The organism is Fimbriimonadaceae bacterium, from assembly GCA_019638795.1.
In the GTDB taxonomy this organism is placed as follows: domain Bacteria; phylum Armatimonadota; class Fimbriimonadia; order Fimbriimonadales; family Fimbriimonadaceae; genus JAHBTB01.
This window is the reverse complement of the sequence record JAHBTB010000007.1, coordinates 27031-51265: the sequence shown is the minus strand read 5'-3', so window position 1 is coordinate 51265 and position 24235 is coordinate 27031. Positions and strand designations below refer to the sequence as shown.

Genomic DNA, 24235 nt, shown 5'->3' with positions numbered 1-24235 from the left:
GTTTCGGTCACGATATCGGTGTTCCCCACGACTTTTTGCTATGAAATTCTGGCCGACCCCCTGCGCAGGTTCAACGGGAAGTGAATCTGATGTAGTCAGTTTCAGGAAAACTCTCGTCGCCGCAAGCCCGACAAAGCCCGCGCAACTCGCCCCGGTGGTAAGTCCCGTGGTTGACGACGTGCCGAGCGATGTCGCCGACCTCGCTTTCTGTACGATCTCCGTTGAACCGGCGGTAGTTGACTACCTCAGTTAGGGCGCGTCGGGCCAACTCCCCCGTCCACCGCCCGTGAAGGGCGGCCAGGGTGGCCTCGTCCACGGCCGGCATCGGCATCGCCGCCGGTGACTCGCCCTCCAACCGCGACAACCAGACCGCACTGGCGGCGAGCACGTGGCCGAGAACTGCAGTCTCGGTATCAGGCCGGCCCCGGGCCGACAAGTAGCCGAGCCAAGCACGGTTCGCCCAAAGGTCATAGTCAAAGAGCCGGACAAGTTCGGCAGACATCGCCGCAGAGGTTACCGGTCGAAGACGACGACCCCGCGCGCCACACGGCCTTGGAGCATGTCCTGGTAGGCCAAGTTGACCTCGTCAAGGGAGTACGTCCGGCTCACGTGTTAACTCATGGAACGTGGTGGAACCTCAGGCTGTTGGGTGCAAGCCAATGTTTCCGCCACGAGCACATACAGGTCGGTAACGGGCCTGTTTATTTCCAAAAACAGCTTGAACCGATAATACTGGCTCCGCGCTCGGGCGATAATGATCGCCAGGATGCAACAGGCTTCGAAGCGTGCGGGACTATACGTCGGTCAACCGACGGGCTATCGCGCGTTCGTCCCGAAGGCGCTCCCGCCCGACCCGCCGATCGCCTTTGACGACGAGATGCTTGAGCTGCTCTCCAAGGCGGATCGCGCCTTGGGTCGCCTCGACGGCTCCACTGAGGCGCTGCCCAACCCCGACCTCTTCGTGATGATGTACGTCCGTAAGGAGGCGGTTCTCAGCTCCCAGATCGAGGGGACGCAGGCTTCGCTCGCTGACGTGCTGGAGCTTGAGGCGAAGGTTCTCGACCCACAGATTCCCGCCGACGTCTCCGAGGTTGTCAACTACGTCAACGCACTCAACTACGGGATCGAACGCCTCGACACGCTGCCGATGTCGCTGCGCCTGCTGTGCGAGATCCACGCCAAGCTCTTGGCCGGCACCCGAGGCCAAGAGCGGAACCCAGGCGAGTTTCGGCGGAGCCAGAACTGGATCGGCCCGCAGGGCTGCACGCTCAAGACGGCTCGGTTCGTCCCTCCCGCTCCCGACGACATGAAACTGGCGCTCGGCGACTGGGAGAGGTTCCTCCACGACGAGCGCCCGATGCCGCTTCTGATCAAGGTCGGCCTCGCGCACGCCCAGTTGGAGACGATCCATCCGTTCCTCGACGGCAACGGTCGCGTCGGGCGCCTGCTGATCACCTTCTTGCTGTGCGAGCGTAACGCCCTCAAGCGCCCCTTGCTCTACCTGTCCCACTACTTCAAGCAGAATCGCCTTGAATACTACGACAGGCTCCAGGCGGTTCGGGACAAGGGTGACTGGGAGGGGTGGTTGCGCTTCTTCCTCGCGGGCGTCGCGTCGGTCGCAAACGAGGCAACGGACGTAGCACGGAGGATCGTGGCGCTGCGCGAGGGTCAGCGGACGACGATCCAGGAGAAGTTCGGCAGGACAACGGCAGACGGACTGCGCCTCCACGAGCAGCTCTTCCAGCACCCGTTCCTGAGCGTGCACCTCGCGCAGCAACTCACGGGGAAGGGCTTCAAGGCGGCGAACAAGCTCGTAGGCCAGATGGTCGACGCGGGAATCCTGCGCGAAGTGACGGGCCGCGCCCGCAAGCGAGTCTTCCTGCACTGGCGCTACTTCCGCATGTTCGACGACTCCGAGGTCGAGGCAAGCGAAGTAGCGACTCCCGAAGAGGCAGACGAGACTATCGCGCTCTAGCGCTACGTCACCGCACGTCACTCCTCTTAATCGACAACGTGAGGTGCGGCACCGTCTGGCTGCAAGCGGCGACACGCAACGTGGTATATTCTTTGGACGCCAGGCCCGCTGGGAGCTACGTATAACTACGTCAAACACGACGTAAAACGGTAGCGAAACACGGGATTGGAGGGACTCCAAACAGGCGTTCACAGGTTCAACGGGCGGTTAGCTCAGCGGTAGAGCACTTCGTTCACACCGAAGGGGTCACAGGTTCAAATCCTGTACCGCCCACCACCCATTGCCGGCAGTCCGGCAGTATGGCCTCCTGAAGGAGGCCGGGCGTCCCTGACCAGGCCCGCACACGGCCTCACCGAGCTCTGGGTGACGCCTACCCGTGAGGCAGACTGGCCAGCAAGGTGTCGAGTTGGTCGAAGGCCTCCGGCATGGCCGCCGTGGCCCCGTCAGATTCCAGGGCCTCCTTCGACGGGTAGAGGTTGCTGACCACGACCGTTGTCGATCCCTCGGCCTCGGCGAACGTGGCCGTAGTCACCGTCTGGCCTCCGTCCTCTTCGTTGGTCCACACAAGCCGTGACGGCGCGGACACCTCAAGGTAGGTGCCGAAAAACTCCATCGTCGATCCCTCGTGCCGGAACACAAGCCGGTACTGTCCGCCGGGACGGACGTCCAGCTCGCACGAAACCAAGGCCAGGGCGAACGATTGGGGCACCCACCACCGACGGAACAGTTCTGGTTCGGTCCAGGCCCGCCAAACGAGGTGGGCAGGGGCGGCGACGGTGCGGGTGACGACGAGCTCTCGCTCTGACTTTCGATCCACATGAGTAGGGTTGAGATTGCTAGTTTCCATTCTTTCTTTCCTTGAGTTTCAGTTCCTCGACAACGGCGTCCAGCGCGTCGAAACGCGCGGCCCACATCTTGCGGTAGTCCTCGATCCAGGCGGCCTCTTCGTCCAGGCAGCGCGGCCCGAGTCGGCAGGTCCTCACCCGACCCACCTTCTCGGTGCGGACAAGTCCCGCCCGTTCAAGCACAGCGACGTGCTTCTTCATGCCCGTCAAGGTCATGTGGAACCGCTCCGCCAGCGCGGTGATGGACGCGTCGCCCGTCCCGAGCTGAGCCAGCACCCCCCGCCGCGTCGCGTCGGCCAACGCGCCAAAGGACGCGTCGAACGGCACGTATTGCTGAACCATATGGTTCAGTATAACGAACTATGTGCTCAATCGCAAGGGGAGGTCACCGATTGCCCGCAAAATTGCCAGATATGTCACGGCTTCACGCTTTTGGCTTGTCGCGGTGACGTTCTCTACTAGAATGGTGGTATTCCGTGAGGTTTCCGATGAAAAACCTTCTGTTTACTGCCTTCCTGCTCGTCTCGACGACCTTGGCCGACGCCCAGTATTGGGCGGGGAACACCGGCCACGAACTTATTCCTGGCCAAGACGACATCAGCAACTCGACGGTCGCCGACGGGCCGTTCGCCGGTTGGGCCGGGTTCATGTCTGGCGGCCAGTTCCAGAACGGGGCCACCAACAAGTTCGCCATGGAGTTTCTGGCGGGGACGACCGACCAGGGTGGCAAGCAGGGCCGCCGCGGCCCCGCCGGAGTCAATTGCGACGTCGATGACGAGAACCAGCAGATCGGCACGGTCACCTTCGACTACGGCGGCATGGACGGCTACGTCCGCGTCGGCAGTGACGACAAACACATGTCCGGCATGATGATGCGTGGCGGCATCACTCTAGACCCCGGGTTCAAGCTGAGCGCCAACCACCAGTTCCGCTGGGTCCAGGCGTACCAAGAGACCAAGTTCGACGGCACGGTCGGAAGTTGGACGGTAGACAGTCCCGACCCGGCGACTTCCCCGCTCTACACCAACTACATCGCGCCCAATCCGAACGGGGTGGGCAACATGGCCGCCGCTTTGGTGGACGTGCCGTTCGACAGTGACGGTCTGATGTTCAAGACCCTCGACTTTGTGTCCTACCTGGTCTGTTATGACCTAGGCACGAAGGACATCGGCCTGCTCGGCTCGTTCCGCTGGGGTTTCACCCACGAGGGGAACGCGACCGACGGATCGACCGGCCTCAAGAGCGACTACCTGACGATTTACCAAGACGGGGTGTACAGCCAATACAACGACTTCAAAGACGCCCTCGGCAAGATGTCTCCGGGCTGGACGACCTTTGAGGGTTGCGACGGTTGTGTCGAAGTTGTGCCCGAGCCGGCTTCTCTCGCCGGGCTAGGCGTCATGGGCTTGGCCGCGTTGGCCCGGCGTCGGCGCCGCTCAGCCTGACTGGGCCTTCCCGGCCTTCGGCGGGTTGTCACCGACCGGCGGCGCGGTGGGCACCTTGGGATGGCCCAAGCCCGCCGCGCCAGCTTTGGGCGACTTGCTGATATCGATCTTGGGCCCCTCGCACCCAGAAATGAGGAGTGCAGAGGCCAAGACGGCGGCGGCGCAGACGAGATGGCGCAAGGTGCTCATGGCGTGTGTCGGACAGGGTTCATGACGCCCCGGGCGGCACCGCCCGGGGCGAGTCGACGGCTCTAGTCAGGCCAGAGCACGGTGTCGGCGAGGATGACGTAGGCCACTTCATTGCACGGCATCGGGCCGACGTCGGTGACGATAATCGCGGTCGGGTCGGAGCACCAGTCACCGTAGTGGTCCGCTCCGGCAGGTAAGGCGACCGGTTCGATAGATCCGCTGTTGTAGGCGGGCCAGTTCGCCCCGCCCGACCAAGTGCCGCCCTTGAACGGCAACATCTTGGCGTGCCCGTCCACGTAGCCGACCTGGAACTTACCGGCATGGCGCAACTGGCTGTTGCGGTTGATCGGTGTCTGGCTGTAGAAGTAGCGGCTCAAAATCGAACCCATGCACATCGTGTAGAACGGCACGTCAGACGACTCTCCAAACGCGAACATCGTCGCGGGCGACGTGACCGACGTCATGGAGATACCCGGTACGGTGTAGGTGAAGTACCAGCCGTTCGGGCCCCCGTTGTCGTGGTACTCCCAGTTCCCTCCGTTCAGCGGCGGGCCGTACAGGCCGCCTTCGCTGGTGCCCGCGTTGAACGACTGCATCGGCCCCCAGTTCGAGCCGTAGCTCAGGCATTGCCCGCCCGGGATGTAGTCCGGCACGCCGTCCACGGCGTCACAACCCTTGAACTGGTCGTCGAGGCAGACGAACATCTGTTTGCTCTTGATGTACGGCTCCAGCTGGTTGAAGTAGTCGACGATCGAGATGTTGCCGGCGATGTCGTAGTTGTAGTATTCGACGACCGTCGGAGACGTGTCGTCATTGTCGCTGAAGTAAAGGTTTGACGAGAGCGAGATCTGTTTGGCGTTGCTCAAACAGGTCGTCCGCTTGGCCGCCTCCTTTGCCTGGGCGAACACGGGGAAGAGGATCGCCGCCAATATGGCGATGATCGCGATCACGACGAGAAGTTCGATCAAGGTGAACGCACGGTTCATACGAAGCCCCACAAAAACCGGTGCGCCATCGCGCACCTGGGCCGGATGTTAGTCGTTATATAGACTGCAGAGGAATGCCCTTGATAAAATCTTGATATGCCCCTTCTTGATCGGGCCCAAGAGCGGCATGGGAAGGTAACTTCTGGGTCATGACGCTGTTGATCGCCGCCCTGCAGATCGCCGGGCCTCGTTGGACCCTAAAGCAGGCTGAGGACTGGGGCGCCCGCCAAAGGTGGTCCGCCGGATGCAATTTCACGCCGAGCACCGCAGTCAACCAACTGGAAATGTGGCAGGCAGACACGTTTGACCCCGCGACGATCGACCGCGAACTTGGCTGGATGCACTCGGTCGGCATGTCGCGGGCCCGCGTCTACTTGCACGACCTCGCCTACGAACAGGATCCCAAGGGCTTCAAGAAGCGGATGGCCGACTTTTTGAAGCTGGCGGGCAAGCACCAAGTCAAGGTCATGTTCTGCATCTTCGACGACTGCTGGAACCCTCATCCAAGGGTAGGCCGTCAGCCCGCGCCTCGCAAGGGCGTCCACAACAGCGGGTGGGTACGCAGCCCGGGCGACGACCGCCGTGCGTGGCCGGGTGACCTTGCCCGTCTGAAAACGTACGTCCAGGACATTGTCAAGACATTTGCCAAGGACAAGCGCGTCTGGATGTGGGACCTCTACAACGAGCCGGGCAACTCCGGCTACGGCGAGAAGTCGGCGACGCTGCTTCGCGACGTTTTTGAGTGGGCGCGGGAGGTCCGACCCGACCAGCCCTTGACCGCCGGGGCGTGGCAGGGTGGTAGCGACATGGACAAACTCTGCCTGGAACTCAGCGACGTCACTTCATTCCACTGCTACGAAGGCGTCGACGTGCTCGAGAAGCAGATCGCCATCTACAAGAGTTACGGACGGCCGGTCGTGTGCACAGAGTGGATGGCCCGCACCAACAACAGTCTGGTCACGACGCACCTGCCCGTGTTCAAAGCGGCAGACGTCTCATGCCTCCAATGGGGATTCGTCTCGGGGAAGACGAACACGATCTTCCCGTGGGGCTCAAAAGAAGGCGGCGAAGAGCCCAAGGTGTGGTTCCATGACCTTCTCCGTGCCGACGGCACCCCCTTCGACCCCGCCGAGGTCGACACCTATCGGCGCTTGTGCCGTAACGAAGGCGGCTAACCCAACTGAGTCCGCCCGCACCATGGTTTGGCGCGGGCGGACTCGCCCAGTCTCAGGTGACGGTCTCCGTCACTGGTCGGCCGCGTTCAGGGGTTGCCCCGCCGAACCGCGTGGCCCGGGTTGCCCCTCGGCCTTCTGTCCCGCCGGTGCGGCCGGCGTCTGATTGGGCTTGACGCCCTCCCTGAACAACTTGTCCATCTTGACCTTGTCCTCCTTCGTCAAGTCGCTTTGCGGTTCGTTGCAACCGGTGGCGAACAGGCCGAGGAGCAGGCATCCCAGGGCGATCAGGGGTTTCATGTCAGTTCTTGGGCGAGAGGTGCACCATGCACAGGTTCGTCGGGGCGAGGTCGCACTGCTCCGTCTTGTAGAGGGCGGTGAGACTCATCGACTTCACGTGGCCGTCGCTGAAGCCAATGTTCGACTGACCCTTGAGGATCTTCTCTGCCTGGCCCGGAGCCATGGTGTAGCGTGATCCGGGCGGGTCACCGCGCATTTCCGTGCAGGACTTCACCCCGCCCCAACGCGGGGTGGCGCCGCCGATGCTGTCGCCGCCCGGGCTGTAGCTCATCCGGTAGGCGCACGTGCCCAGCTCTTCGTCGGGCGGCCGGCCGGTCGCGTAGTCACCCGTCGGCTCACCCGCGTCAAAGATCAGGGCCTGGTCGGCCACGTTGCCGATCTGCGTCTGGGTCAAGCTGGCCGTCGTCACCCAAGCGCAGGAACCCCAGCATCCGATGCCGTTCGGGTTCGCCATGATCCATCCCATGACGCCGTCGTGGAGCGAACCGACCGCGTTCAGGGCGCGGGCGATGGCGTTATGGTCGCTGACGTTGTAGAACTGCTGCCCCTTCATCCGGGCCCGCGGGATGCTGCCGTACGTTCCACCCACGTACTTCCAGAACGACTCGTAGTAAGGGTCGCCTGTCGCCCCAGAGTTCGGCTCACCCTGAGGGTTGCGGTAGATGTCCAGATTCTTCGTGTACGGGTAGATCATGAACATCCAGATGAACTGGGTCCCATCGACGTCTGTCCTTGACGCCGGTACAAAAGCGTCGTCGTAGTCCGACAGATACATCATGTTGGCGATCGTCAACTGCTTCAGGTGAGAGACGCCCATGCTCTTTTTGGCGGCCATTTTCGCCTGGGCGAACACCGGGAACAGAATTGCGGCAAGAATCGCGATAATGGCGATCACGACGAGGAGTTCGATCAGGGTGAACGCCTGTCGACACCTCGTTTGACTTGGTTTGTGATTATTCATTTCGAGCCCTCTTTGGCTAGAGACCACACCGACCCCAGTCGAGTGGCCCAGGCACTACGTCCGCCCGGGCACGGTGAGTGTATAGAATCACAACTGTCCATACCAAGGAGAAGAAGGCACAAGGACAGGAGGATTCCGACATGCTAAACGACATCAACGCCATGAGTCTTGCCGCCGGCCTCCCGGTAAGGTGTGTTTCGGCAGGCATCTTTACGCCACGGGATGAAAACCGCTATCCCGAGCGCACCCTCGCCGCCTATCAGCTCATCTTCGTCAGGAACGGCTCCCTGCACATCAGCCAAGGCGGCGTGCAACACACCGTCGAGGCGGACCAGACCCTTTTGCTCTGGCCTGGCCGCCGCCACTTCGGCTGGAAGGTGAACCCGATGAACCTGGTCTACTACTGGACCTACTTCACCTTGTCCGGCGAGGCCGAGGGCGCCGACGGCAACCTTGTCGTCCCCGCCGCGACGCGAGTCGCCCGTCCCGACCACTTGGTGGCGCTGTTCCAGCGGTTACTCGACGACCTCGACGTAGCTCCGGGAGGGAGCTTGGCCGCCGACGCGACCGTCCTGTCCGTGCTTTGCGAAACCTCCCTCAAGCTCCCTGGCGAGGCGGCGCACGAAGCCACCGCCACCCTGGCGATACGGGCCAACGCGATCGTCCGCACCTGCTTCCACCAACCGATCACCACCTCGGCGATCGCCGACAAACTCGCCTGTTGTCCCGATTACCTCGGCCGCGTCTACCGCAAGGTCTATGGGATCAGCCTCGTCGAGGCGATCCACCGCCGCCGGATCCAGCACGCCCGCCACTTGTTGACCATCGGCGAGCTTTCGCTGGACGAGGTGGCCCGGCACTGCGGCTTCACCGACAGCGGCTACTTCCGCCGGATCTTCAAGCGCCATGAGAAAATGACCCCCGTCCACTACTTGGCCCTGCACGTCGGCGGCGCCGTCGAACCAGAGCGGCCGGCCCGAAGCGGCCGGTGACCACATGACCCGTCATGCCCTCTTCTTTCGGGGTGTCAACGTCGGCAAGCGGCGGATCGCCATGGCGGACTTGCGCGACATGTTGCGCGGACTGGGAGGGGACGATGTCCAGACCGTGCTCCAGAGCGGCACTGCCGTCATCAGTCATCCTGAGGAGGGTGCGAAAGAAATCGAGCGGATCGTCGAGGCGGCGTTTGCGGCACGGTTCGGGTTCGAGTCGTGGACGCACGCCAGGGGCCGCGCAGACTTGGACCAGGTCGTCGCCCGAAACCCCTTCCCTGAATTCGCGGGCGAGCACCCCGACCACCTCCTCGTCTCCTTCGGGCGAGACGAATTCGACCTGACCGCGGTCGAGGCCGTCCAGAGCCAAGTCACCGGGCCGGAGCGACTTGCCGCTGTCGCCCGGGAACTCTATGTCGTTTTCCCGGACGGCATCGGGACGTCGACATTGCCGCGGGTCAAGGGTTACACCAAGTTGATCGGACAAGCGACGGCCCGCAACTGGAACACCGTGGTCAAAGTCCGGGACGCGCTTTAGCCGTCTCCAATTTCGCCATATCGAAAAGGCTCCTGTACAATGTTGGTGGAGTCGGCATGGATGTTGCTCCGACCACATTCTCTTGCACACCAACAAAGCCATGAAGAACAACACCCGTGCGTTCACGCTCATCGAGCTCCTTGTCGTCATCGCGATCATCGCGATCCTCGCCGCCATCCTGTTCCCCGTCTTTGCCCAAGCAAAGAAGTCGGCCAAGGCGACCGCCACGCTGTCCACGGTCAAGCAGATCACACTGGCGGCCCACATCTACGGGAGCGACTATGACGACGGCACCGTCCTGACCGACAGTGGCCCCTCCTATGCGGAGCCGACTTGGGGGTCGATCATCCAGCCCTACATGAAGTCACAACAGATGGTGTGGGACCCCGCACGGGCGACGCCGAGTCCCAGCCAGTACGAAGGATACGGGTGGGACCAGGTGACCACGATCTCGATCAACGACTCGGGTTACTCGGGCTACTGGCAGACCGACAACGGCGCCTGCGACGGCGGATTCACAAACTATGTCTATGGCCGCAGCCTGGCCGGGATGGAAGACATCTCGACGAGAATCGCGTTTGCCCCCGACGTCTGGGGCGGGACCGCCGTCGGCTGGTACTACTTCCGCGCCTACCAAGCCAACTGGATCGACCCGACCGACACCACCGGCGAGTGGAGTTGGTACAACATGATCTGGGACACCCGCAAGTTCTATAACGGCGACTCGATCCCCACCGGAAAGGCGGACGGCAGCGCCAAACCGATCAAGCGGGGTGCGTTCATCGACTGGAACGAAGCCCCCGGCACGGCCGAGTACTGCGCGTGGATGGAGACGACCGGCAAGCAGATTTGGGGGGCGTTCTGGAACGCAAACTGATCCTCTTGGCTCTTGGCGTCCTTCTCGCCAGCCTGCCCTTGGCCGGATGCGGCAACGACAACCCAGGGGTCACCGACAAGCCTGCTCCCAAAGGCGGCCCGGTCGGCAACGACCGTCATCCGCCCGGCCTGAACGAAAAGAACGCCAAGAACTACAAGTAGGCTGTCGAGCCGCCGTCCCTCGGGGCGGCGGCTCACGGTTTGTGCAGGTCCGTCCCGTTCTCAAGGTTGAACGTCGCCGCAAACGGAAGCGATTTGACGTGGGTGTCGGCAAAACCGTAGTTCGCCTGGTGGTGGCGCTTGGTCGAGACCGCCCCCGACTCGGCGTCCATGTCGTTCTCGGGCGCGTCGTGGTTAGCCAAGTTGAACCAAGGCCGGTACAAGTAGTTGCAGTAGGGCACGCCGCCCGGGCCGGCTGAAGAACGCCGTTCCGCAATGTAGACCGTCTCCGCCGGTGCCTTGACCTGCGGCTCCTTGAGCCCGAACGCAAACCACCCGTTGGTGATGTAGGAGTGCAGGTCAGGATGGTCGGGAAACGGCGCGTCGCAAAGGCTCCCGGTGGGGTCGGGGTCCTCGGGACAATGGGCTAGGGCGTCGCCCGTCTTCGCGTATGGGCGGACCAGCCGCCAAGTCGGGCCGTAGTCGGGTTCCTCCATTGACCCGTCCGCATCGTCCTTCGCAGGGTCGCTGCTCGTCTTGCGCGTCTGCGGGTACCCACCGTCGAAGTCGTCCACGTAGAGGGTCACCGCCATGCCCGTCTCCTTGATGTTGGACAGGCACGACGTCGCTTTGGCCGCCGACTTGGCCGAAGCGAACGCAGGCATGAGGATCGCGGCAAGCAAGGCGATCACGGCGACGACCACCAAGAGTTCGACCAAGGTGAACCCGCGCTCTGCTATGCTCGTTCTAACCGCCATGCCCGCATCCAAAAACCGGACCCTTGCCGTCGGTGGCGTCTTGGCCGTGGTCGCCGCGGTCACCACCGTCGCTCTCTTGACTCGACCCCGATCCAACGTCGACCGGGCCGCACGACGGCTGGTCAAGACGGCCAGCGACCGCGACGCGTCCAAGATCGACCGCTCTATCCACGATATCACGATAGAAGACTTGGTGGCGACCAAGAGCCCCGCCAAACTCGGCGGGCGTCAAGCGCCGTTCGAGACTTCGATGTGGAGGGTGAAGGGCACCCTTGAGACCATCGAATTGAAGAAGGACGGCGATTTCTACATGGTCGTCCGGGGCGAAAAGGGGGGACGCACGGTGGTCGAAGTCCCCGACCCCGACTTGTGCAAAGACTCGGCCTTCCATGACGAGATCGCGGCCGCCCGCAAGAAGCTGGACGAGGCCTACCACCCGACCTCACAAAAGAAGGAGGTCAACAAGCCGGCGACGGTCGAGGGCGTCGGTTTCCTCGGTTGGGGAAGCGGGGCCACCAAGGGCTCGAGCGGACTGGCCGGCCCCCGGATCATGCCGGGGACGTCAATCAGCGTCGAGCCCTGACCCTCTCAACCGGTCACCACTTTTCTTCGGCGTCCACCCAGGGGAACCACTGCGGGCACGGCTGGGTTTGGGCGACGTCTGGGTTGCCCCACACGCTGCCCGCCACCGTCGCCCACCACGCCGGGTGCAGGTGATACTTGGCGTGGGTGTCGGCAAAGACGTAGTTAGAGCCCTTCGAATGGCGGTCGAACCCGGCGTCGCGGTCCGGTCGCACGATCTCCCGCCGCTTACCGGTGCTGTCGACGCCGGTCTCCGCGATGAAGATTTTGCTCGCCGGGGTGGCCATCTCACTCATGTTGCCGCCGTTGAGTGCGAATCGGGCCACGCCGTTAGGCTGACGGTAGTTGTAGAAGTTGAGGGCGTATGACAGCCTTTCCCCCTTGAGGACACTACCGTCGGCCGCCTTCGCGTCCACCGCGTCGTCGGGACAGGCAAAGATCTTCGTGTTCTTCGCGTAAGGCTGCATCAGGTCGGCCCAGGCCAGTTCCGCGACGCCGGCCCCAGCGTGGAACTGGAACACGGTGAACGGAGGGCCGATATAGGCAGGGGCGGCCGGATAGTTCGCCATCGGCAGGGTGTCGTCACTGTCGTTCAGATACAGGTAGAGCGAGGTGCCGATCTGCTTGTTGTTGCTCAGGCACTGCGTCTTCTTGGCGGCCGCCTTGGCCTGGGCAAAGACCGGGAACAAGATCGCGGCGAGGATGGCGATGATGGCGATCACCACCAGGAGCTCGATCAATGTGAAGGCCAGTCCGGAACGGCGCCCCACAGTCGTTTTCGTCGACATACAGGTCAGGTTATGAAACTCTGACCACCGACTTGGTCCGCAGTCAAGTTGACCTTGACACAATCTTGACTTGCTCGTACAGTTCTTCGAGCGGCTTGCGCCGCAGGTCGGGCACGACGCAATCAGGCGACGGATAGCCCACCGGGATAAGGACGAACGGCTTCTCGTTCGGTGGTCGGCCGCACAACTCGCGGAGGAACGTCATGGGTGCCGGCGTGTGGGTGAGGGTCGCCAGCCCGGCCCGGTGGAGGGCCTGGATCAAGAACCCCACCGCAATACCGACTGATTCGGTCATGTAGTAGTTCTTGGACCGGCTGCCGTCGGCCAAGACGTCATAGTCGCGCCGGAACACCACGATCAGCCACGGGGCGTCGGTGATGTGTTCCTTGACGAAGTCGGTGCCAAGCGGCTCCAAGGCGTCCAGCCATTCCTTGGGTGCCCGCCGGGTGTAGAAGTCCCGTTCCTCAGCCTCACAACGGTCCCGCACAACCTGCTTGGTCGCTTGGTCTCCGATGACGCAAAAGTACCAAGGCTGCTTGTGGGCGCCGCTCGGTGCCGTGCCCGCGATCTTGACCGCCGTCTCTATGATGTCCAGAGGCACCGGGTCGCGGGAAAACTGGCGCACAGTCCGGCGCGCGTCGGCCACCGCGTAGTCAACTTCGATACGGGCCCGGCTCTCTTCCCACGTGGGTCGGTCTGGCCGATAGGGGACGTGACCGTCGTTCGCCATCGGACCGGGAGTATACGGCCGCTGTGTATGATCCGGGCATGGAACTACAGATCGTCCGCTGGGCGGACGCCCGGTTCGACCAACCCGTGCCCGGCCTAGACCGACACTGCGTCGACGCCCAGAACGCCCTGGTCGCCCACGTCGTACTTCACCCTGGGGCCACCGTGCCGGTCCACCAACACGCCAGCGAGCAAGTCTCCGTCATTCTCAGCGGCAAGGTCAAATGGATTCTTGGCGAAGACCGGCGCGAGGTTGTCGTCGAGGGAGGCACCGTCCTGGTCTTGCCACCTGATTTCCCTCACGGAGTCGAGACCATCGAGACGACCCACATCGTTGACGTTCTCAGCCCCCACGGCCTGATGGGGGTCGACCGTATGAAGGAAGGACAGGCCTGATCACGTTTTCAGGACGCTGGCCTAAATCCAAACCGCTCGCCAAGGGCCATACAGTCAGCCAGCGACCCCACCCCGTCTGAAGTGGTCTGGTGGGTCAGGCAGGCCGCCGCCACCCCGACACCCTGGGTCAGGCACTCGCCGACCCCGAGGCCCTCGTGCCAACCCGCCAGCACCCCGGCGGCGAAGGCGTCGCCCGCCCCGACCGCCCCGGCGACCATGTCCTCCGGCAAGCAGACACTGCCCTGCCATGTCCCGTCCCCGTCACTTATCCGCCCATACGCCCCTTCCGGCATATGGATGAAGACGGCTCGGTTGACTCCCAAACGCAAAAGTTGGTCCGCCGCGCGCGCCGCGCTCGCCGCCCCGGTCACCTCGACACCGGTCGTCCGGCCCGCCTCGATCTCATTCATGAAGAGCAGGTCGATATGGGGCAGGGACGGGACGACCACGTCGCGGAACCGCCGGCTGTCCTCGCTGACAACGTCCACCGCGGTCACCATGCCCAACTCGCGAGCCCGTTTGAGTACGACGGCGGCCCCGGTCTCTTCTCCGACCGCCTGGTCCATTCCGTCAAGAAGCAGCAGATAGCCGAGGTAGAAAATGCGCGCGCCTGATTTATCGAGGCTCAGGTGGTCGGGCTTCAGCAGGGCGTTTGCCCCCCGATGGTGAAAGAACGTCCGCCTTGCCGTGCCGACCACGCTCATGACGTCGGTCGAAGCAGTCAGACTCTGGTCGGTCTGTCCCAGCATGGAAGTGTCGACCCCGTGACCCTTGAGCAGGGCCCGGACGTAGTCCCCTTCGCCGTCTGCGCCGACCAGTCCGGCCGCGGCAAGAGGGAACTTGACTCCAAGCCTTGCCAAGTCAACCAACAGGTTGAACGGCCCGCCGCCATTGCACACTTGAACCGCCAAGATGTTGGCGAGGCAGTCTTGGGCCGGGTACACGTCGATTGACTTGACCTTGTCGACGATGAAGTTGCCCGCCGCCAAGACGCCGTGCCGCAACTAGACCTCCACCGACTGGCCTGACTCGTGCGAACGCAGGGCGGCGTCGAAGACGCGATGGCTCATGAGGGCTTCCTCGGGGGTCGCACAGCCGAACCGGTCGCCGAGAAGACCCGACCTTTCGGTCAGGAACGAGGCCCACATCTGTTGCATGACGTCGGGAAAACCTGGTTCGAAGATGCCGCCCGTGACGGTGGGAAAGACGGAAGCGAAACCGAGGTCGACCCGTTCCCAACCCTGCTGCTTGCCACCGCGGAACCGCCAAAGCGTCTTGGGTTCTTTGGTCGAGTATCGCGCCCCGCCCTCGGTGCCCAGCACCTCGACCGACCACGTGTTCGTCTCCCCCGGGGCCATCCGCTTCATCTCCCACCGCATCGGCACCATGACCCCGTCGGACTCGAAGTCGATGTGGAGGATGGCGTTGTCCCAGGTGTCACACACGGCCATCCCGCCTTTGCCGTCAGGTCGCTGGCCATACCCCTTCTGCAGTTGGGCGAACACCCGCTTGGGCGTGAAACCGAATCGCAGGGGCAGGTGGGCGACATGCATGCCCAGGTCGCCCATCACGCCGATCGCGCCGCACGTCTGCGACTGCCTCTTCCAGTTCGCCGGCTTCAACGGGTCGAGGTCGCTGGAGTGCCAAAAGCAAGAACGCACCTCCAGGATGCGCCCCATGCCCCCCTTCTTGACCGCGTCCGCGACCGCCTGGGCGCCCGGCATGAACGGGAACTCCGAACAGCACCGGACAAACCGTCCGGTCGCCCGGGCCGCTTCGGCGATCATCGACGCGGCATGCAGGTCAATGCCGAACGGCTTTTCCGCGAGCAAGTCCTTTCCCGCCGCCAGGGTGTCGAGACAAACGTCCAGATGGAGGTTGTGGGGGACGGCCGCATAGACCACGTCGACCTCGTCCAGGGCCAACAGCTCACGGTAGTCCGCCAAGACATGGCGCACGGTCGGGACACGGCGGAACCAATCACGGGCAGACTCGCTGACATCGGCCACCGCCACCAACTCGGCCCCGACGGGCACGTCGGTCAGCGCGAACCAGCGGCCGAAGGCGCTGGCCGCCTCGCGGCCCATGAGCCCGCCACCGATGATCCCGACGCGGACCGTCTCGGTCATGCCAGGTGGCGCGCCGCCTCTTCGGCACTGGCCCCGTCATGGACAATGGCCATCAGCGCGCGGGTCATGCCCGCCGGCCGGGGATGCTGGATGATGTTCCGCCCGTAGACGATCCCCCGGACACCTTGCTTCATCAGCGCCGCCGTCCTCGCCAAGACCACGTCGTCCGCGGCACGCCCGCCGCCCCTGACCAAGACCGGTACCCGGGCGACCCTGACCACACGGTGGTATTCATCCGGGTCGTCGGTGGGGTCTGCCTTGATGATGTCCGCCCCCATCTCGACGGCCTGCCTGACCAAAGGGATGATTTTTCCGGGGTCACCGTCGACCATATAACCGCCGGCATCCTCGTTGGGGCGGAAGACCAATGGCTCCACCATCAGGGGCATCCCCCACCGGTCGCACTCCGGCTTGATCATGAGGATGTTTTCGACGCACTGCGATGTCACCTCTGGTTCGTCGGGGATCAGGAACAGGTTGACGACGACGCAGACCGCGTCTAGGCGGAGGGCTTGGCCGACCGGGTCCTCGATCATTTGGGACGACAACGTCCGAGGCAACAACTTGCCGTACACGTTGGCGACGTCGGTCCGCAAGACAAGGGAGGGCTTTTCCCGGCCGGGGACCCTTTGGAGGAGGTCGGCCTGCCCGACCGTCAGTTGGATCGCGTCGGGGGCGGCGTCGACCAGGGTCTTCACCGCCGACTCCATGTCTTCGATGCCGGCAAGGAAAGAGCCCTCGTTAAAGAAGCCGTGGTCAACCGCGACATCCAGGCAGTTGCCGGACCGAGGGTGGAAGAGGCGGTTGAGGCGGTATTGCTTCATATCGGCGGCGTCGGTCTATTCTGACTCGGAGGCACTAGAGGTCACTCTGGTCGGGCCTGGTGCGCTTGGCCATCGTCCCTGGCAGGTATGTCGTCTGGAACCGTTTGGGCGCGATACCAAAGGCGCGGGTGAAGGCCCTGGTGAACTGCCCGGGGTCGGAGAAGCCCGCGTATTCGGCGACTTCACCGACGCCAAAACCCATGAGCAGCCGGTGGGCGGCCCGCCGCATGCGGCGGTGGTTCACCTCGTCGACAAAGCTCGACCCGGCGCGCTCGCTGAACCGTCGGCGTAGAGTGCGGTCCGACACGCCGACCGCCCGGGCCACCTCACCGAGCGAGAGACGACGGTCAAGGTGCTTCTCGATATAGGCCACCGCCAAGTCGAAGTCGGCAAGCGGCTCGGACGCCCCCGACTGCACCTCGCCGATGGTCAACGCCCTCATCGCCTCCAGGGCGAATTGCACGAGCAGGCGGGAGGAGAACGCCTCCCTTCCTTCCGAGTCGGCGATGAGCGGCGCATAGGAGCCGAGCAGGCCGAAGCCGTCTTTGGCCACCAAATGTCCGGCAAGAAAGGCCCCCACCGCAGTGTCGTCGAATCCCTTGACGTCGGTGCCGAGCCGGTTCACTGACATGCTGACGAAGTAGAGGTGGAGGTCACGGGTCTCGAACGACGTGATCTCGTGGACGACCCCAGGTTCGGACAGGAACACGGTGCCCGGCCGCAGGTCGAACTTCCTGTTACCGTGCTCGTAGTTGCCGCTGCCCCCGAGCACGACACAAAGCTCGTAATAGTCGTGCTTGTGCTTGGAGTTCGTCAATTGGACGTCGAACGTGACGAAGCCGCCGGCCTCAACGTCGATCCGGTGCGCGCCGAGCAGTTCGCGGGCAGCCATTGCCCGACGATACCATGGCCGTAACCGTCAATTCTTTGTCCAAGACCGCCATTGGTTTGAACTCACCGCCCATCCACAATGTCCGTATACACATGGCAATCCCGCCGCTTGACTTTGTCATCCCCGTCGCCGACACCGCCTTGGGCCGCCAGTTCGCCCAGGACGGCTATGCCCTGGTGAAGGGCGTATTCAGCCCCGACGAGGTCAGCGAGCTGGAGCGGGAGTTCGACGCCATCGTGGGTCAGATATCGGCGGCGGGCGAGGACATCAACGCACGTTGGGGCGGCCCCGAGATGGAACGCATGGGAACCCAGGGCATGGTCGTCCTGCACACCCATAACGTCCAGCAGTACTCGGCGGTGTGGGCGAGGGCCTTGTACCAAGAACGGTTCCTCCGGGCCGCGACCGACATCCTTGGGCCGGACGTCGTCCTCCACCACACCAAGCTCTTCCAGAAGCCCGGGGAGCGGGGAGCGCCGTTTCCCATGCACCAAGACTGGAACTACTTCCCGACCATTAGGGACTCGATGACGGCCGCCATCATCCATGTGTCCGCGGCGACCGACACGATGGGTTGTCTGCGCGTCTACCCCGGGACCCACAAGCACGGCCGGGTCGCCGACACCTCGTCCCACACCGAGTCCGACTTCCTAGCCCAGTACCCACTCAGTGGCGCCGTGCCCCTCGAAGCCGAGCCTGGCGACGTCTTGTTCTTCCACTACTTCCTCGTCCATGGCTCCATGCCCAACCGGTCTGAACAGGTGCGCAAGACCGTCCTTGTCCAGATGTACGCCGGCGACGACCGGGTCGAAGACGGCATAGGGCACCCCGACGAACACTTGGTCTTGGCCGGTTGGAACCACCACGCGACCAGGAACCGGGCGGGCCAGGTCAAGTAGTGCGCGGCAGGAGATTACAATCACCGGACATGGACCGTGTCCTGGTGTATGGCGTCACCGGCTCGGGCAAGACGACGTTGGCCAAGCAGATCGCCGCCAAGTCGGGGTTGCCCCTCGTCGATGTCGATGACCTTGCCTGGGTCGCGGACCAGCCTTGGACACCGGTGCCCGACGATGAGCAGCGGAAGCTCTTCGCCGAGGCCTGCTCAAGCGACCGTTGGGTCATGGACACGGCCTACGGCAAATGGATCGACATCCCGCTGGCCCGTGCCCAGCTCATCGTCTGCCTGGACTACCCGCGCTGGCTCTCCTTGGCCCGGCTCCTGCGGCGCACGTTCCGCCGGATCGTGGACAAGCAACCGGTCTGCAACGGCAACACCGAAACATTGCGCCAAGCCCTGTCCCCTGAATCGATCCTCGCCTGGCACTTCAAGTCGTTCGACCGCAAGCGGGAGCGGATGCGCCAGTGGGCCGCCGAGGGGCGCGATGTCCGTGTCATGAGCAACCCACGCCAGACCGAAGCATGGTTAGCCGGTGTACCTTTCCGTTGGTGACAACGGCTAAACTTCCCCCGTGCCGACACCGCCCCCACTGGACTCTCTGACCGGCGAATGGGCCGGGACATCGACGCTCCATCGGTCATGGCTGGAGGGAGACGACAAGGTGCACGCGGGGCCGTCACGCCTCACCGTGTCTGCGACCAAGTCGTACGCCACCGTCACCTACACTTGGCAACTCGACGGCGAGACCCAGGAAGGGGTCCTCGTCGCCACGGCCAATGCCGACGGCGCCACCGCCACTTGGACGGACACATGGCACAGTGACAGCACGCTCATGTCATTTTCCGGAGGGAGCAGCGACGACGGCGTCCTCCGCCTCTCGGGCACCTACCCCGCCGGTGACGGGCCGGACTGGGGCTGGCGCATCGAAGTCGAGACGGTCGGCGGCGGCATGCAACTGCGGATGGTCAACATCGACCCCGAAGGCGGCGAAGACTGGGCGGTCCAAGCCGAGTACCAGCGTGCCAAGTAAGATCGTCGGAATGTCACGCTCCGACCGGTGGCACGACCTTGACCGCGACATGGACCAGATGATCGCCGATGTCTTGGCTATGCCTGAAGAGAAGCAGCACACCCCCGCAGTCAAGGGCTCGTTCACGCCTGCCGAGACCCTGGAGCACATGGCCCTGACCGAAGCCTACTACCTGCCGATGGCACTCAAGGCGTCCCTCGACGGACAGCGGGGCCGGGCCGCCAAGACGTCGTTCCTCTACCCCTTCGTCATCAAGAAGCTAGCCAGCGCCCAGCCCATGCCCACCATCAGTCAGATGTCACCCGCCGAGGAACGTCCCGACCCCCATCGGGCCGCCGACCATTGGAGGCAGGTGCGCAAGAAGCTCAAGGACGCGGTCGGCGACCTGGACGACGACACGACCGTTCTCAAGCACCCGTTGTTCGGCCGCATGGGGCCCGCCGACATCGTCGAGATCCACACCGCCCACCTGGCCTACCACCGCGCCAGGATTTGACTGGTGGGTATAGGCCGAGCCGGTCCGGCTTGGTCACGACATAATCATTTTGAGCCCGGACCATGCGTTTGGTCCGGGCTCCGATTATGTCCGAATCACCCAACCAAAGTGGCTTCGCCGACCTCGGGCTGCCACCCCACGTCTTGGACCGCGTCGAGCGGCTCGGCTTCACCACGCCGACGCCGATCCAGGCGCAGGCCGTCCCCGTCGCCCTCACCGGACGCGACCTCGTCGGTGTGGCCGAGACCGGCACCGGCAAGACGATGGCGTTCGGCCTTCCGATCGCCGCCCACCTGAGCCGCCATGAGACGGCCCTCGTCCTTGCCCCGACCCGCGAACTGGCCCTTCAAATCGAAGAGTCGCTCGTCAATCTGGGCCTGAAGTGCGTCGCGCTGATCGGCGGCGCGTCGATCAGCGTCCAGGTCCACCGCCTTCGGAGCCGGCCCCAAGTCATTGTCGCCACGCCCGGTCGGCTGATCGACCACCTCAACCAGGACACCGTCCGGCTGGACCATGTCGCCGTCGTGGTCCTCGACGAGGCCGACCGCATGCTCGACATGGGCTTCGCCCCCGCCGTGGACCGGGTCCTTGCCACCGTCCCCCGCATCCGGCAGACCATGCTCTTCTCGGCGACGATGCCCGACGCCGTCCTCGACGTCGCCAACCGGCACATGACCGACCCGGTCCGTGTCGAAGTCAGCCGGCCTGGCACCGCCGCCCGCAACGTCCAGCAAGAGTTGTACGTCGTCGAGCACGAGGACAAGCCTGGTCTGCTCAAGAGCGTCCTCGACTCTCACGACGGCCCCACCCTGGTGTTCGCGCGCACGCGCCACGGTGCCAGGAAGCTGGCCAAGTCCGTCCGTTCTTTCGGCCATTCGGCGGCGGAGATCCACGCCGACCGCACCCTGGCCCAGCGCCGCGAGGCCCTCGACGGATTTAAGTCGGGCGAATACCGCGTCCTTGTCGCCACCGACATCGCCGCCCGCGGGATCGATGTCAAAGACATCGCCCTGGTCGTCAATTACGACGTGCCCGACAACCCAGAGGACTACGTCCACCGTATCGGTCGCACCGGCCGGGCCGGGGCCGAGGGTAAGGCCGTCACGTTCGCCTTGCCCGACCAGCACGCCGACGTCCGCGGGATTGAGAAGGCGATGGACGCCAGGCTTCCCCTGTCGCCAGACTCCAAGCTGTCCATGGCCAGGCACGCCCGACCGCCCAGGGTTTTCAGGCCGGCGGGCGGACCCTTCGCCAAGCGTAACCAGAAGCGCCGGGCGTCGGCTTCCCGCTAGCCGTCCCGGGGCTTAGGGCCACCGCTTCGCCGCGGTGACCACCTTGCTGACGCGGTCGAAGAGCGCGTCCTCGGGACGACCGGCGTGGCGCAGATAGCCGCGGGCCATCTGCAACTGCTGGAGGGTGGACTCCCGATACGCCACCTTGCCCCCGCGCTTGACCTCGTCCTCCAGCACCAGAGCCGTCGCACACAGGATGTTTCCGACGACCCTGCGGAACAACTCCTTGTCCTCCGCCGCCGCGGGTTCCGTCTCAGCCAGCGGTCGACCCACAAGCAAGTAGGAGAAGCGCATCTCCCATGGACGGCGGCTCGTCACCGGCTGCCCCATCATCTTGCGGGCCAGCATGAACGCGGTGTGGCCGGGATATCCGGAGTCAAGGAGTTCCTTGGTGAAGTAGTCGGACCCTTGTGACTGCTGACCCAGGCGGGTTTTCACGAGCTCGGGATCAAAAGTCCAGGCCAACCAGTACCACGGCGCACGCAGTTGGCGCATTTGTTCGGCGAGGGTCGGCCCGCGCGATTTGTCACGGGCGACGTCGGGGGGTAGCCCGAGCATCTTGGCGTCGGCCGACTCAAAGACTCGTCCAAACTCAGCGACCTCCCAAAACGGGTTGCCCTCGGGCAGATACGCTCGGCTCAAGATCTCCTTCGTCCTCAACATGTGCTGGTACACCAGCAGCGACCTGAACTTGGCTTTGCTCAGTTGCTCGATGGCGGTCTTGGGCTGCCAATCCCTCTGGACCGCCCGGTCCAAGGCGTCGAGGGACTGCCAGGACGGATTGGCCAGGTAGGCGTCTTCCAACGGAAACAAGCGCTCGACCGCCGGCATGCCCACGTCCGGTGTCCAATGGGCGAGTGTCGAGTGTTTTGCCCCGTGGGCGACGTCCTCGCTCAGCAGGTTCATCGGGACACCGACCTTAAGCCGGCCCAAGTCGACGGCAAGCAGCTCACGTTGCACCCGCCTCGCGTCGGCGATGGTCGTCGGCGCGTCGCCGTCCAGCGAGGGGACCGTCGCGGCGACCTCCTTCAGGAACGCCGCGTCACGCTCTGCCGGCGTCTTCCCGCGCAGGACTTCGTCGCCCGGTTGCATTGGTCGGTCGAAGAACGGGTTCAAGGCCAGCTCGTCGTCGGGGCGCGCGGCCAAGACGGCTTCGGCCACCGCCTGCCGGTCGGCCGAGTCGAGGTGCTTCGCGGCACGGCGTAACAAGTCTTGGCGCGAGAACCCGTACCGGGACAACTCGATACCGTCCGGCGAATGGCACGAAGCGCACGACCGGCCTTGGGCGTCAGGCTTCCGCCACTCCGCGACGACGAACGGTCGGGGCAGCGACAGCAAGACAGCGGCGAGGAGAGTCGTCAAGGCGTGAAAGAACCACCGACGGCAAAGAGGGTCGCGTTGCTGACGCCGTAGACATGCCCGTCCGGACCGATCACCGTGGCGGTGTACGCCTCCCCGATGCCGTCATTGAGCCGGACTGACTCGCTCAAAGCGAATGTCCTCAGGTCCCAGCGGTAGAGCACGCCGTCTTCGCAGTTCAGGATCACAGAATGGCGGCGGATGTCGACGACCGCCGAATTGACGCACCACTCGCGGACGGCGCCAGGAACCTCGGGATGCTCCTCGTCCGGTGTCGGCCCGACGATGGTCGCGACCTCGTCCATTGTCTGGATGCCCGAAATGGGCTCGTTGAAAGACACATGAGGATCGAGCAACGCGATCTTGTTCTTGCCGTCGCCGCCGACACCCGCGTAGTTGTTGTACTTCGAGAGGAGCAAGTAGTTCGACGGGCCATGGTAGCTCGGCACCACCCAACGCGGCACGATCGACGGGGTGTCGTCCCAACCGAATGCGCCAGGGACCTTGCTCGTGCTCAGGTCACCGCTGAAGTGGAGCATCCAGCCCCGGTCATGGTTGCTCGGGAAGGGGTTTTCCAGCACGCCGACGAAGACGTCGCCATCCGGGCCGACAACCGGGCTCGACGTCCCAAAATCGTCGACGATCGCGTCATTGCCGGACTTCGGGTCTTTGAGCGCGACACGCGACTTCACCGCCAAGGTCGTCGCATTGAGCCGGGCCAAGACGCCACGGCCGAATCCGCCCGTGCTCAGGACGACGTACATCTCGTTCGACCAGACCGTCAGGGCAGGGGCGCCGTTCAATTTCACCGTGTTGACGGCAGGGTCCCCGGATAGGTCGTCAGCAAAGGCGTAGGTCGCGTTCCCCTTCATGTCGACTCGGGCGATCCCGGACCGGAGTTGGGCCGGGTTGCTGCCCTCGACGCGGAAACCAAAGACGACCGCGCCGTTCGCCGTCGGCGTCAGCGGCGTGCAGATCTTGACGCTCGAAGCGTACGCGGCGGGGTCTGCCTTGTAGACCGCGTCACCGTAGAACGTCGCGACGGTCACGTTGGCCGACTTGGCCTCGGCATCCCGGAACGCGACGCGTCCACCGCCCAGGGGATAGGCCACGATGTCATGGCCGGTCGATGTCAGGGTCGACATCAGACACGGGTTCATCATCGGCGTCCAGTTATGCGCCGGCATCACGTAGTCCGTCGTGACCTTCCAGTGGAGGGTGCCGGTGGCCCCGTCCAGCGCCCGGACCTCGAAGTCAGAGTCAAGGTTCAGCTTCACCGGGGTGATGACCGTGTTGCGCCGCGTGCAGCAGATCGAGCCGTAGTGAGACAGCAGCGAGTTGCCGAAGTATCGAGGGGTCTGGTCGAGGGTGGCCGTCCAATCGATCCGCTGGAGATGCGGCGTGTAGGCCGTTGACCAGGCCATGTGCTGCGGGTTCCCGCCATGGCACACCCATATCGATGGCCTTTGGGCGACAGGACGGGCCCTCTGCATGGCCAGACAAGCGGCAACAGCGACAGTCAACATGCCCCCGTATTCTACAGGCACACGTGCGGCCAAACAAGATGGGCACCCGCCCGGTCGGCTCGTCCGACGTCCATAATCTCCTCGCCGGGGGAGTG

Annotated in this window: 30 protein-coding genes and 1 tRNA gene; 15 read left to right on the top strand and 16 right to left on the bottom strand. The window is 64.0% G+C overall.

The features are described 5' to 3' along the window. Nucleotides 1-70 precede the first annotated feature (70 nt). Nucleotides 71-502 carry a hypothetical protein gene (locus tag KF857_09670; protein ID MBX3112265.1) on the bottom strand — a complete coding sequence of 144 codons (432 nt, stop codon included), beginning with the start codon at nucleotides 500-502 and terminating at the stop codon, nucleotides 71-73. Nucleotides 503-766: 264 nt separating this feature from the next. On the opposite strand from KF857_09670, the gene KF857_09665 reads away from it, so the two are divergent. Next, on the top strand, nucleotides 767-1975 hold the full coding sequence (locus KF857_09665; protein ID MBX3112264.1) for a Fic family protein: 1209 nt from the start codon (nucleotides 767-769) through the stop codon (nucleotides 1973-1975). A gap of 201 nt (nucleotides 1976-2176) precedes the next feature. Beyond that, nucleotides 2177-2251 (top strand) — tRNA-Val (locus KF857_09660). Between the two features lie 94 nt (nucleotides 2252-2345). On the opposite strand, the gene KF857_09655 is transcribed toward KF857_09660, so the two are convergent. Beyond that, on the bottom strand, nucleotides 2346-2792 hold the full coding sequence (locus KF857_09655; protein ID MBX3112263.1) for an SRPBCC domain-containing protein: 447 nt from the start codon (nucleotides 2790-2792) through the stop codon (nucleotides 2346-2348). Between the two features lie 19 nt (nucleotides 2793-2811). Beyond that, nucleotides 2812-3162: a helix-turn-helix transcriptional regulator gene (locus KF857_09650; protein ID MBX3112262.1), complete on the bottom strand. Its 351-nt coding sequence runs from the start codon at nucleotides 3160-3162 to the stop codon at nucleotides 2812-2814. A 146-nt stretch (nucleotides 3163-3308) separates the two neighbouring features. Between KF857_09650 and KF857_09645 the strand changes: the two genes are divergently transcribed. Beyond that, nucleotides 3309-4265 (top strand): PEP-CTERM sorting domain-containing protein, encoded by a 957-nt coding sequence (locus KF857_09645; protein ID MBX3112261.1) that lies wholly within the window; start codon nucleotides 3309-3311, stop codon nucleotides 4263-4265. Here the strand turns inward: KF857_09645 and KF857_09640 are convergent. Continuing rightward, nucleotides 4257-4454, bottom strand: coding sequence for a hypothetical protein (locus tag KF857_09640; GenBank protein MBX3112260.1), 198 nt, complete (start codon nucleotides 4452-4454; stop codon nucleotides 4257-4259). The genes KF857_09645 and KF857_09640 overlap by 9 nt on opposite strands. A gap of 62 nt (nucleotides 4455-4516) precedes the next feature. Beyond that, nucleotides 4517-5440 (bottom strand): prepilin-type N-terminal cleavage/methylation domain-containing protein, encoded by a 924-nt coding sequence (locus tag KF857_09635; protein MBX3112259.1) that lies wholly within the window; start codon nucleotides 5438-5440, stop codon nucleotides 4517-4519. Nucleotides 5441-5589: 149 nt separating this feature from the next. Between KF857_09635 and KF857_09630 the strand changes: the two genes are divergently transcribed. Further along, on the top strand, nucleotides 5590-6615 hold the full coding sequence (locus KF857_09630; GenBank protein ID MBX3112258.1) for a cellulase family glycosylhydrolase: 1026 nt from the start codon (nucleotides 5590-5592) through the stop codon (nucleotides 6613-6615). A gap of 69 nt (nucleotides 6616-6684) precedes the next feature. Here the strand turns inward: KF857_09630 and KF857_09625 are convergent, their stop codons facing one another. Both KF857_09625 and KF857_09620 read right to left on the bottom strand, forming a co-directional pair. Then, nucleotides 6685-6912, bottom strand: coding sequence for a hypothetical protein (locus KF857_09625; GenBank protein ID MBX3112257.1), 228 nt, complete (start codon nucleotides 6910-6912; stop codon nucleotides 6685-6687). A gap of 1 nt (nucleotide 6913) precedes the next feature. Continuing rightward, nucleotides 6914-7873: a prepilin-type N-terminal cleavage/methylation domain-containing protein gene (locus tag KF857_09620; protein ID MBX3112256.1), complete on the bottom strand. Its 960-nt coding sequence runs from the start codon at nucleotides 7871-7873 to the stop codon at nucleotides 6914-6916. A gap of 140 nt (nucleotides 7874-8013) precedes the next feature. Here KF857_09620 and KF857_09615 point away from each other — a divergent pair, with 140 nt between their 5' ends. From KF857_09615 to KF857_09600, 4 genes are all read left to right on the top strand, one after another. Then, nucleotides 8014-8865 carry an AraC family transcriptional regulator gene (locus KF857_09615; protein MBX3112255.1) on the top strand — a complete coding sequence of 284 codons (852 nt, stop codon included), beginning with the start codon at nucleotides 8014-8016 and terminating at the stop codon, nucleotides 8863-8865. Nucleotides 8866-8869: 4 nt separating this feature from the next. Continuing rightward, nucleotides 8870-9403, top strand: coding sequence for a DUF1697 domain-containing protein (locus KF857_09610; protein ID MBX3112254.1), 534 nt, complete (start codon nucleotides 8870-8872; stop codon nucleotides 9401-9403). A 100-nt stretch (nucleotides 9404-9503) separates the two neighbouring features. Beyond that, the gene (locus KF857_09605) at nucleotides 9504-10280 is read left to right on the top strand and encodes a prepilin-type N-terminal cleavage/methylation domain-containing protein (GenBank protein MBX3112253.1); all 777 of its coding nucleotides are present in this window, start codon (nucleotides 9504-9506) and stop codon (nucleotides 10278-10280) included. A gap of 5 nt (nucleotides 10281-10285) precedes the next feature. Then, entirely contained in the window at nucleotides 10286-10441 is a 156-nt protein-coding gene (locus tag KF857_09600; protein MBX3112252.1) for a hypothetical protein, read from the top strand. A 32-nt stretch (nucleotides 10442-10473) separates the two neighbouring features. Here KF857_09600 and KF857_09595 read toward each other — a convergent pair whose 3' ends face one another. After that, a complete protein-coding gene (locus KF857_09595) occupies nucleotides 10474-11196 on the bottom strand; it encodes a prepilin-type N-terminal cleavage/methylation domain-containing protein (protein MBX3112251.1) in 723 nt (240 codons plus the stop codon). Between KF857_09595 and KF857_09590 the strand changes: the two genes are divergently transcribed. Continuing rightward, the gene (locus KF857_09590; protein MBX3112250.1) at nucleotides 11195-11779 is read left to right on the top strand and encodes a hypothetical protein; all 585 of its coding nucleotides are present in this window, start codon (nucleotides 11195-11197) and stop codon (nucleotides 11777-11779) included. The genes KF857_09595 and KF857_09590 overlap by 2 nt on opposite strands. A gap of 13 nt (nucleotides 11780-11792) precedes the next feature. On the opposite strand, the gene KF857_09585 is transcribed toward KF857_09590, so the two are convergent. After that, nucleotides 11793-12566 (bottom strand): prepilin-type N-terminal cleavage/methylation domain-containing protein, encoded by a 774-nt coding sequence (locus KF857_09585; protein MBX3112249.1) that lies wholly within the window; start codon nucleotides 12564-12566, stop codon nucleotides 11793-11795. A gap of 43 nt (nucleotides 12567-12609) precedes the next feature. After that, nucleotides 12610-13296 carry a nitroreductase family protein gene (locus tag KF857_09580; GenBank protein ID MBX3112248.1) on the bottom strand — a complete coding sequence of 229 codons (687 nt, stop codon included), beginning with the start codon at nucleotides 13294-13296 and terminating at the stop codon, nucleotides 12610-12612. Between the two features lie 38 nt (nucleotides 13297-13334). On the opposite strand from KF857_09580, the gene KF857_09575 reads away from it, so the two are divergent. Continuing rightward, on the top strand, nucleotides 13335-13691 hold the full coding sequence (locus tag KF857_09575) for a cupin domain-containing protein (GenBank protein MBX3112247.1): 357 nt from the start codon (nucleotides 13335-13337) through the stop codon (nucleotides 13689-13691). An 8-nt stretch (nucleotides 13692-13699) separates the two neighbouring features. Here KF857_09575 and KF857_09570 read toward each other — a convergent pair whose 3' ends face one another. From KF857_09570 to KF857_09555, 4 genes are read right to left on the bottom strand one after another with little or no spacing between them, the layout of a single operon-like run. Beyond that, the gene (locus KF857_09570; GenBank protein ID MBX3112246.1) at nucleotides 13700-14695 is read right to left on the bottom strand and encodes a carbohydrate kinase family protein; all 996 of its coding nucleotides are present in this window, start codon (nucleotides 14693-14695) and stop codon (nucleotides 13700-13702) included. Beyond that, nucleotides 14696-15820, bottom strand: coding sequence for a Gfo/Idh/MocA family oxidoreductase (locus KF857_09565; protein ID MBX3112245.1), 1125 nt, complete (start codon nucleotides 15818-15820; stop codon nucleotides 14696-14698). Further along, on the bottom strand, nucleotides 15817-16644 hold the full coding sequence (locus tag KF857_09560) for a hypothetical protein (GenBank protein MBX3112244.1): 828 nt from the start codon (nucleotides 16642-16644) through the stop codon (nucleotides 15817-15819). The genes KF857_09565 and KF857_09560 overlap by 4 nt, the downstream gene beginning before the upstream one ends. Nucleotides 16645-16678: 34 nt before the next feature. Then, nucleotides 16679-17536, bottom strand: coding sequence for a helix-turn-helix transcriptional regulator (locus KF857_09555; protein MBX3112243.1), 858 nt, complete (start codon nucleotides 17534-17536; stop codon nucleotides 16679-16681). A 92-nt stretch (nucleotides 17537-17628) separates the two neighbouring features. Between KF857_09555 and KF857_09550 the strand changes: the two genes are divergently transcribed. The 5 genes from KF857_09550 (at nucleotide 17629) to KF857_09530 (ending at nucleotide 21255) form a co-directional block, all read left to right on the top strand. Next, a complete protein-coding gene (locus KF857_09550) occupies nucleotides 17629-18435 on the top strand; it encodes a phytanoyl-CoA dioxygenase family protein (GenBank protein ID MBX3112242.1) in 807 nt (268 codons plus the stop codon). Between the two features lie 29 nt (nucleotides 18436-18464). Then, a complete protein-coding gene (locus tag KF857_09545; protein MBX3112241.1) occupies nucleotides 18465-18989 on the top strand; it encodes an AAA family ATPase in 525 nt (174 codons plus the stop codon). A gap of 19 nt (nucleotides 18990-19008) precedes the next feature. Next, nucleotides 19009-19467, top strand: a complete 459-nt coding sequence (locus KF857_09540) for a DUF1579 family protein (GenBank protein ID MBX3112240.1) — start codon at nucleotides 19009-19011, stop codon at nucleotides 19465-19467. A 10-nt stretch (nucleotides 19468-19477) separates the two neighbouring features. Further along, a complete protein-coding gene (locus tag KF857_09535; GenBank protein ID MBX3112239.1) occupies nucleotides 19478-19963 on the top strand; it encodes a DinB family protein in 486 nt (161 codons plus the stop codon). Between the two features lie 86 nt (nucleotides 19964-20049). Continuing rightward, on the top strand, nucleotides 20050-21255 hold the full coding sequence (locus tag KF857_09530; GenBank protein ID MBX3112238.1) for a DEAD/DEAH box helicase: 1206 nt from the start codon (nucleotides 20050-20052) through the stop codon (nucleotides 21253-21255). A 12-nt stretch (nucleotides 21256-21267) separates the two neighbouring features. On the opposite strand, the gene KF857_09525 is transcribed toward KF857_09530, so the two are convergent. Both KF857_09525 and KF857_09520 read right to left on the bottom strand, forming a co-directional pair. Next, a complete protein-coding gene (locus KF857_09525) occupies nucleotides 21268-22617 on the bottom strand; it encodes a hypothetical protein (protein MBX3112237.1) in 1350 nt (449 codons plus the stop codon). Next, complete coding sequence (locus KF857_09520; protein MBX3112236.1) at nucleotides 22614-24038, bottom strand: hypothetical protein; 1425 nt, start codon at nucleotides 24036-24038, stop codon at nucleotides 22614-22616. The genes KF857_09525 and KF857_09520 overlap by 4 nt, the downstream gene beginning before the upstream one ends. Nucleotides 24039-24235 lie beyond the last annotated feature (197 nt).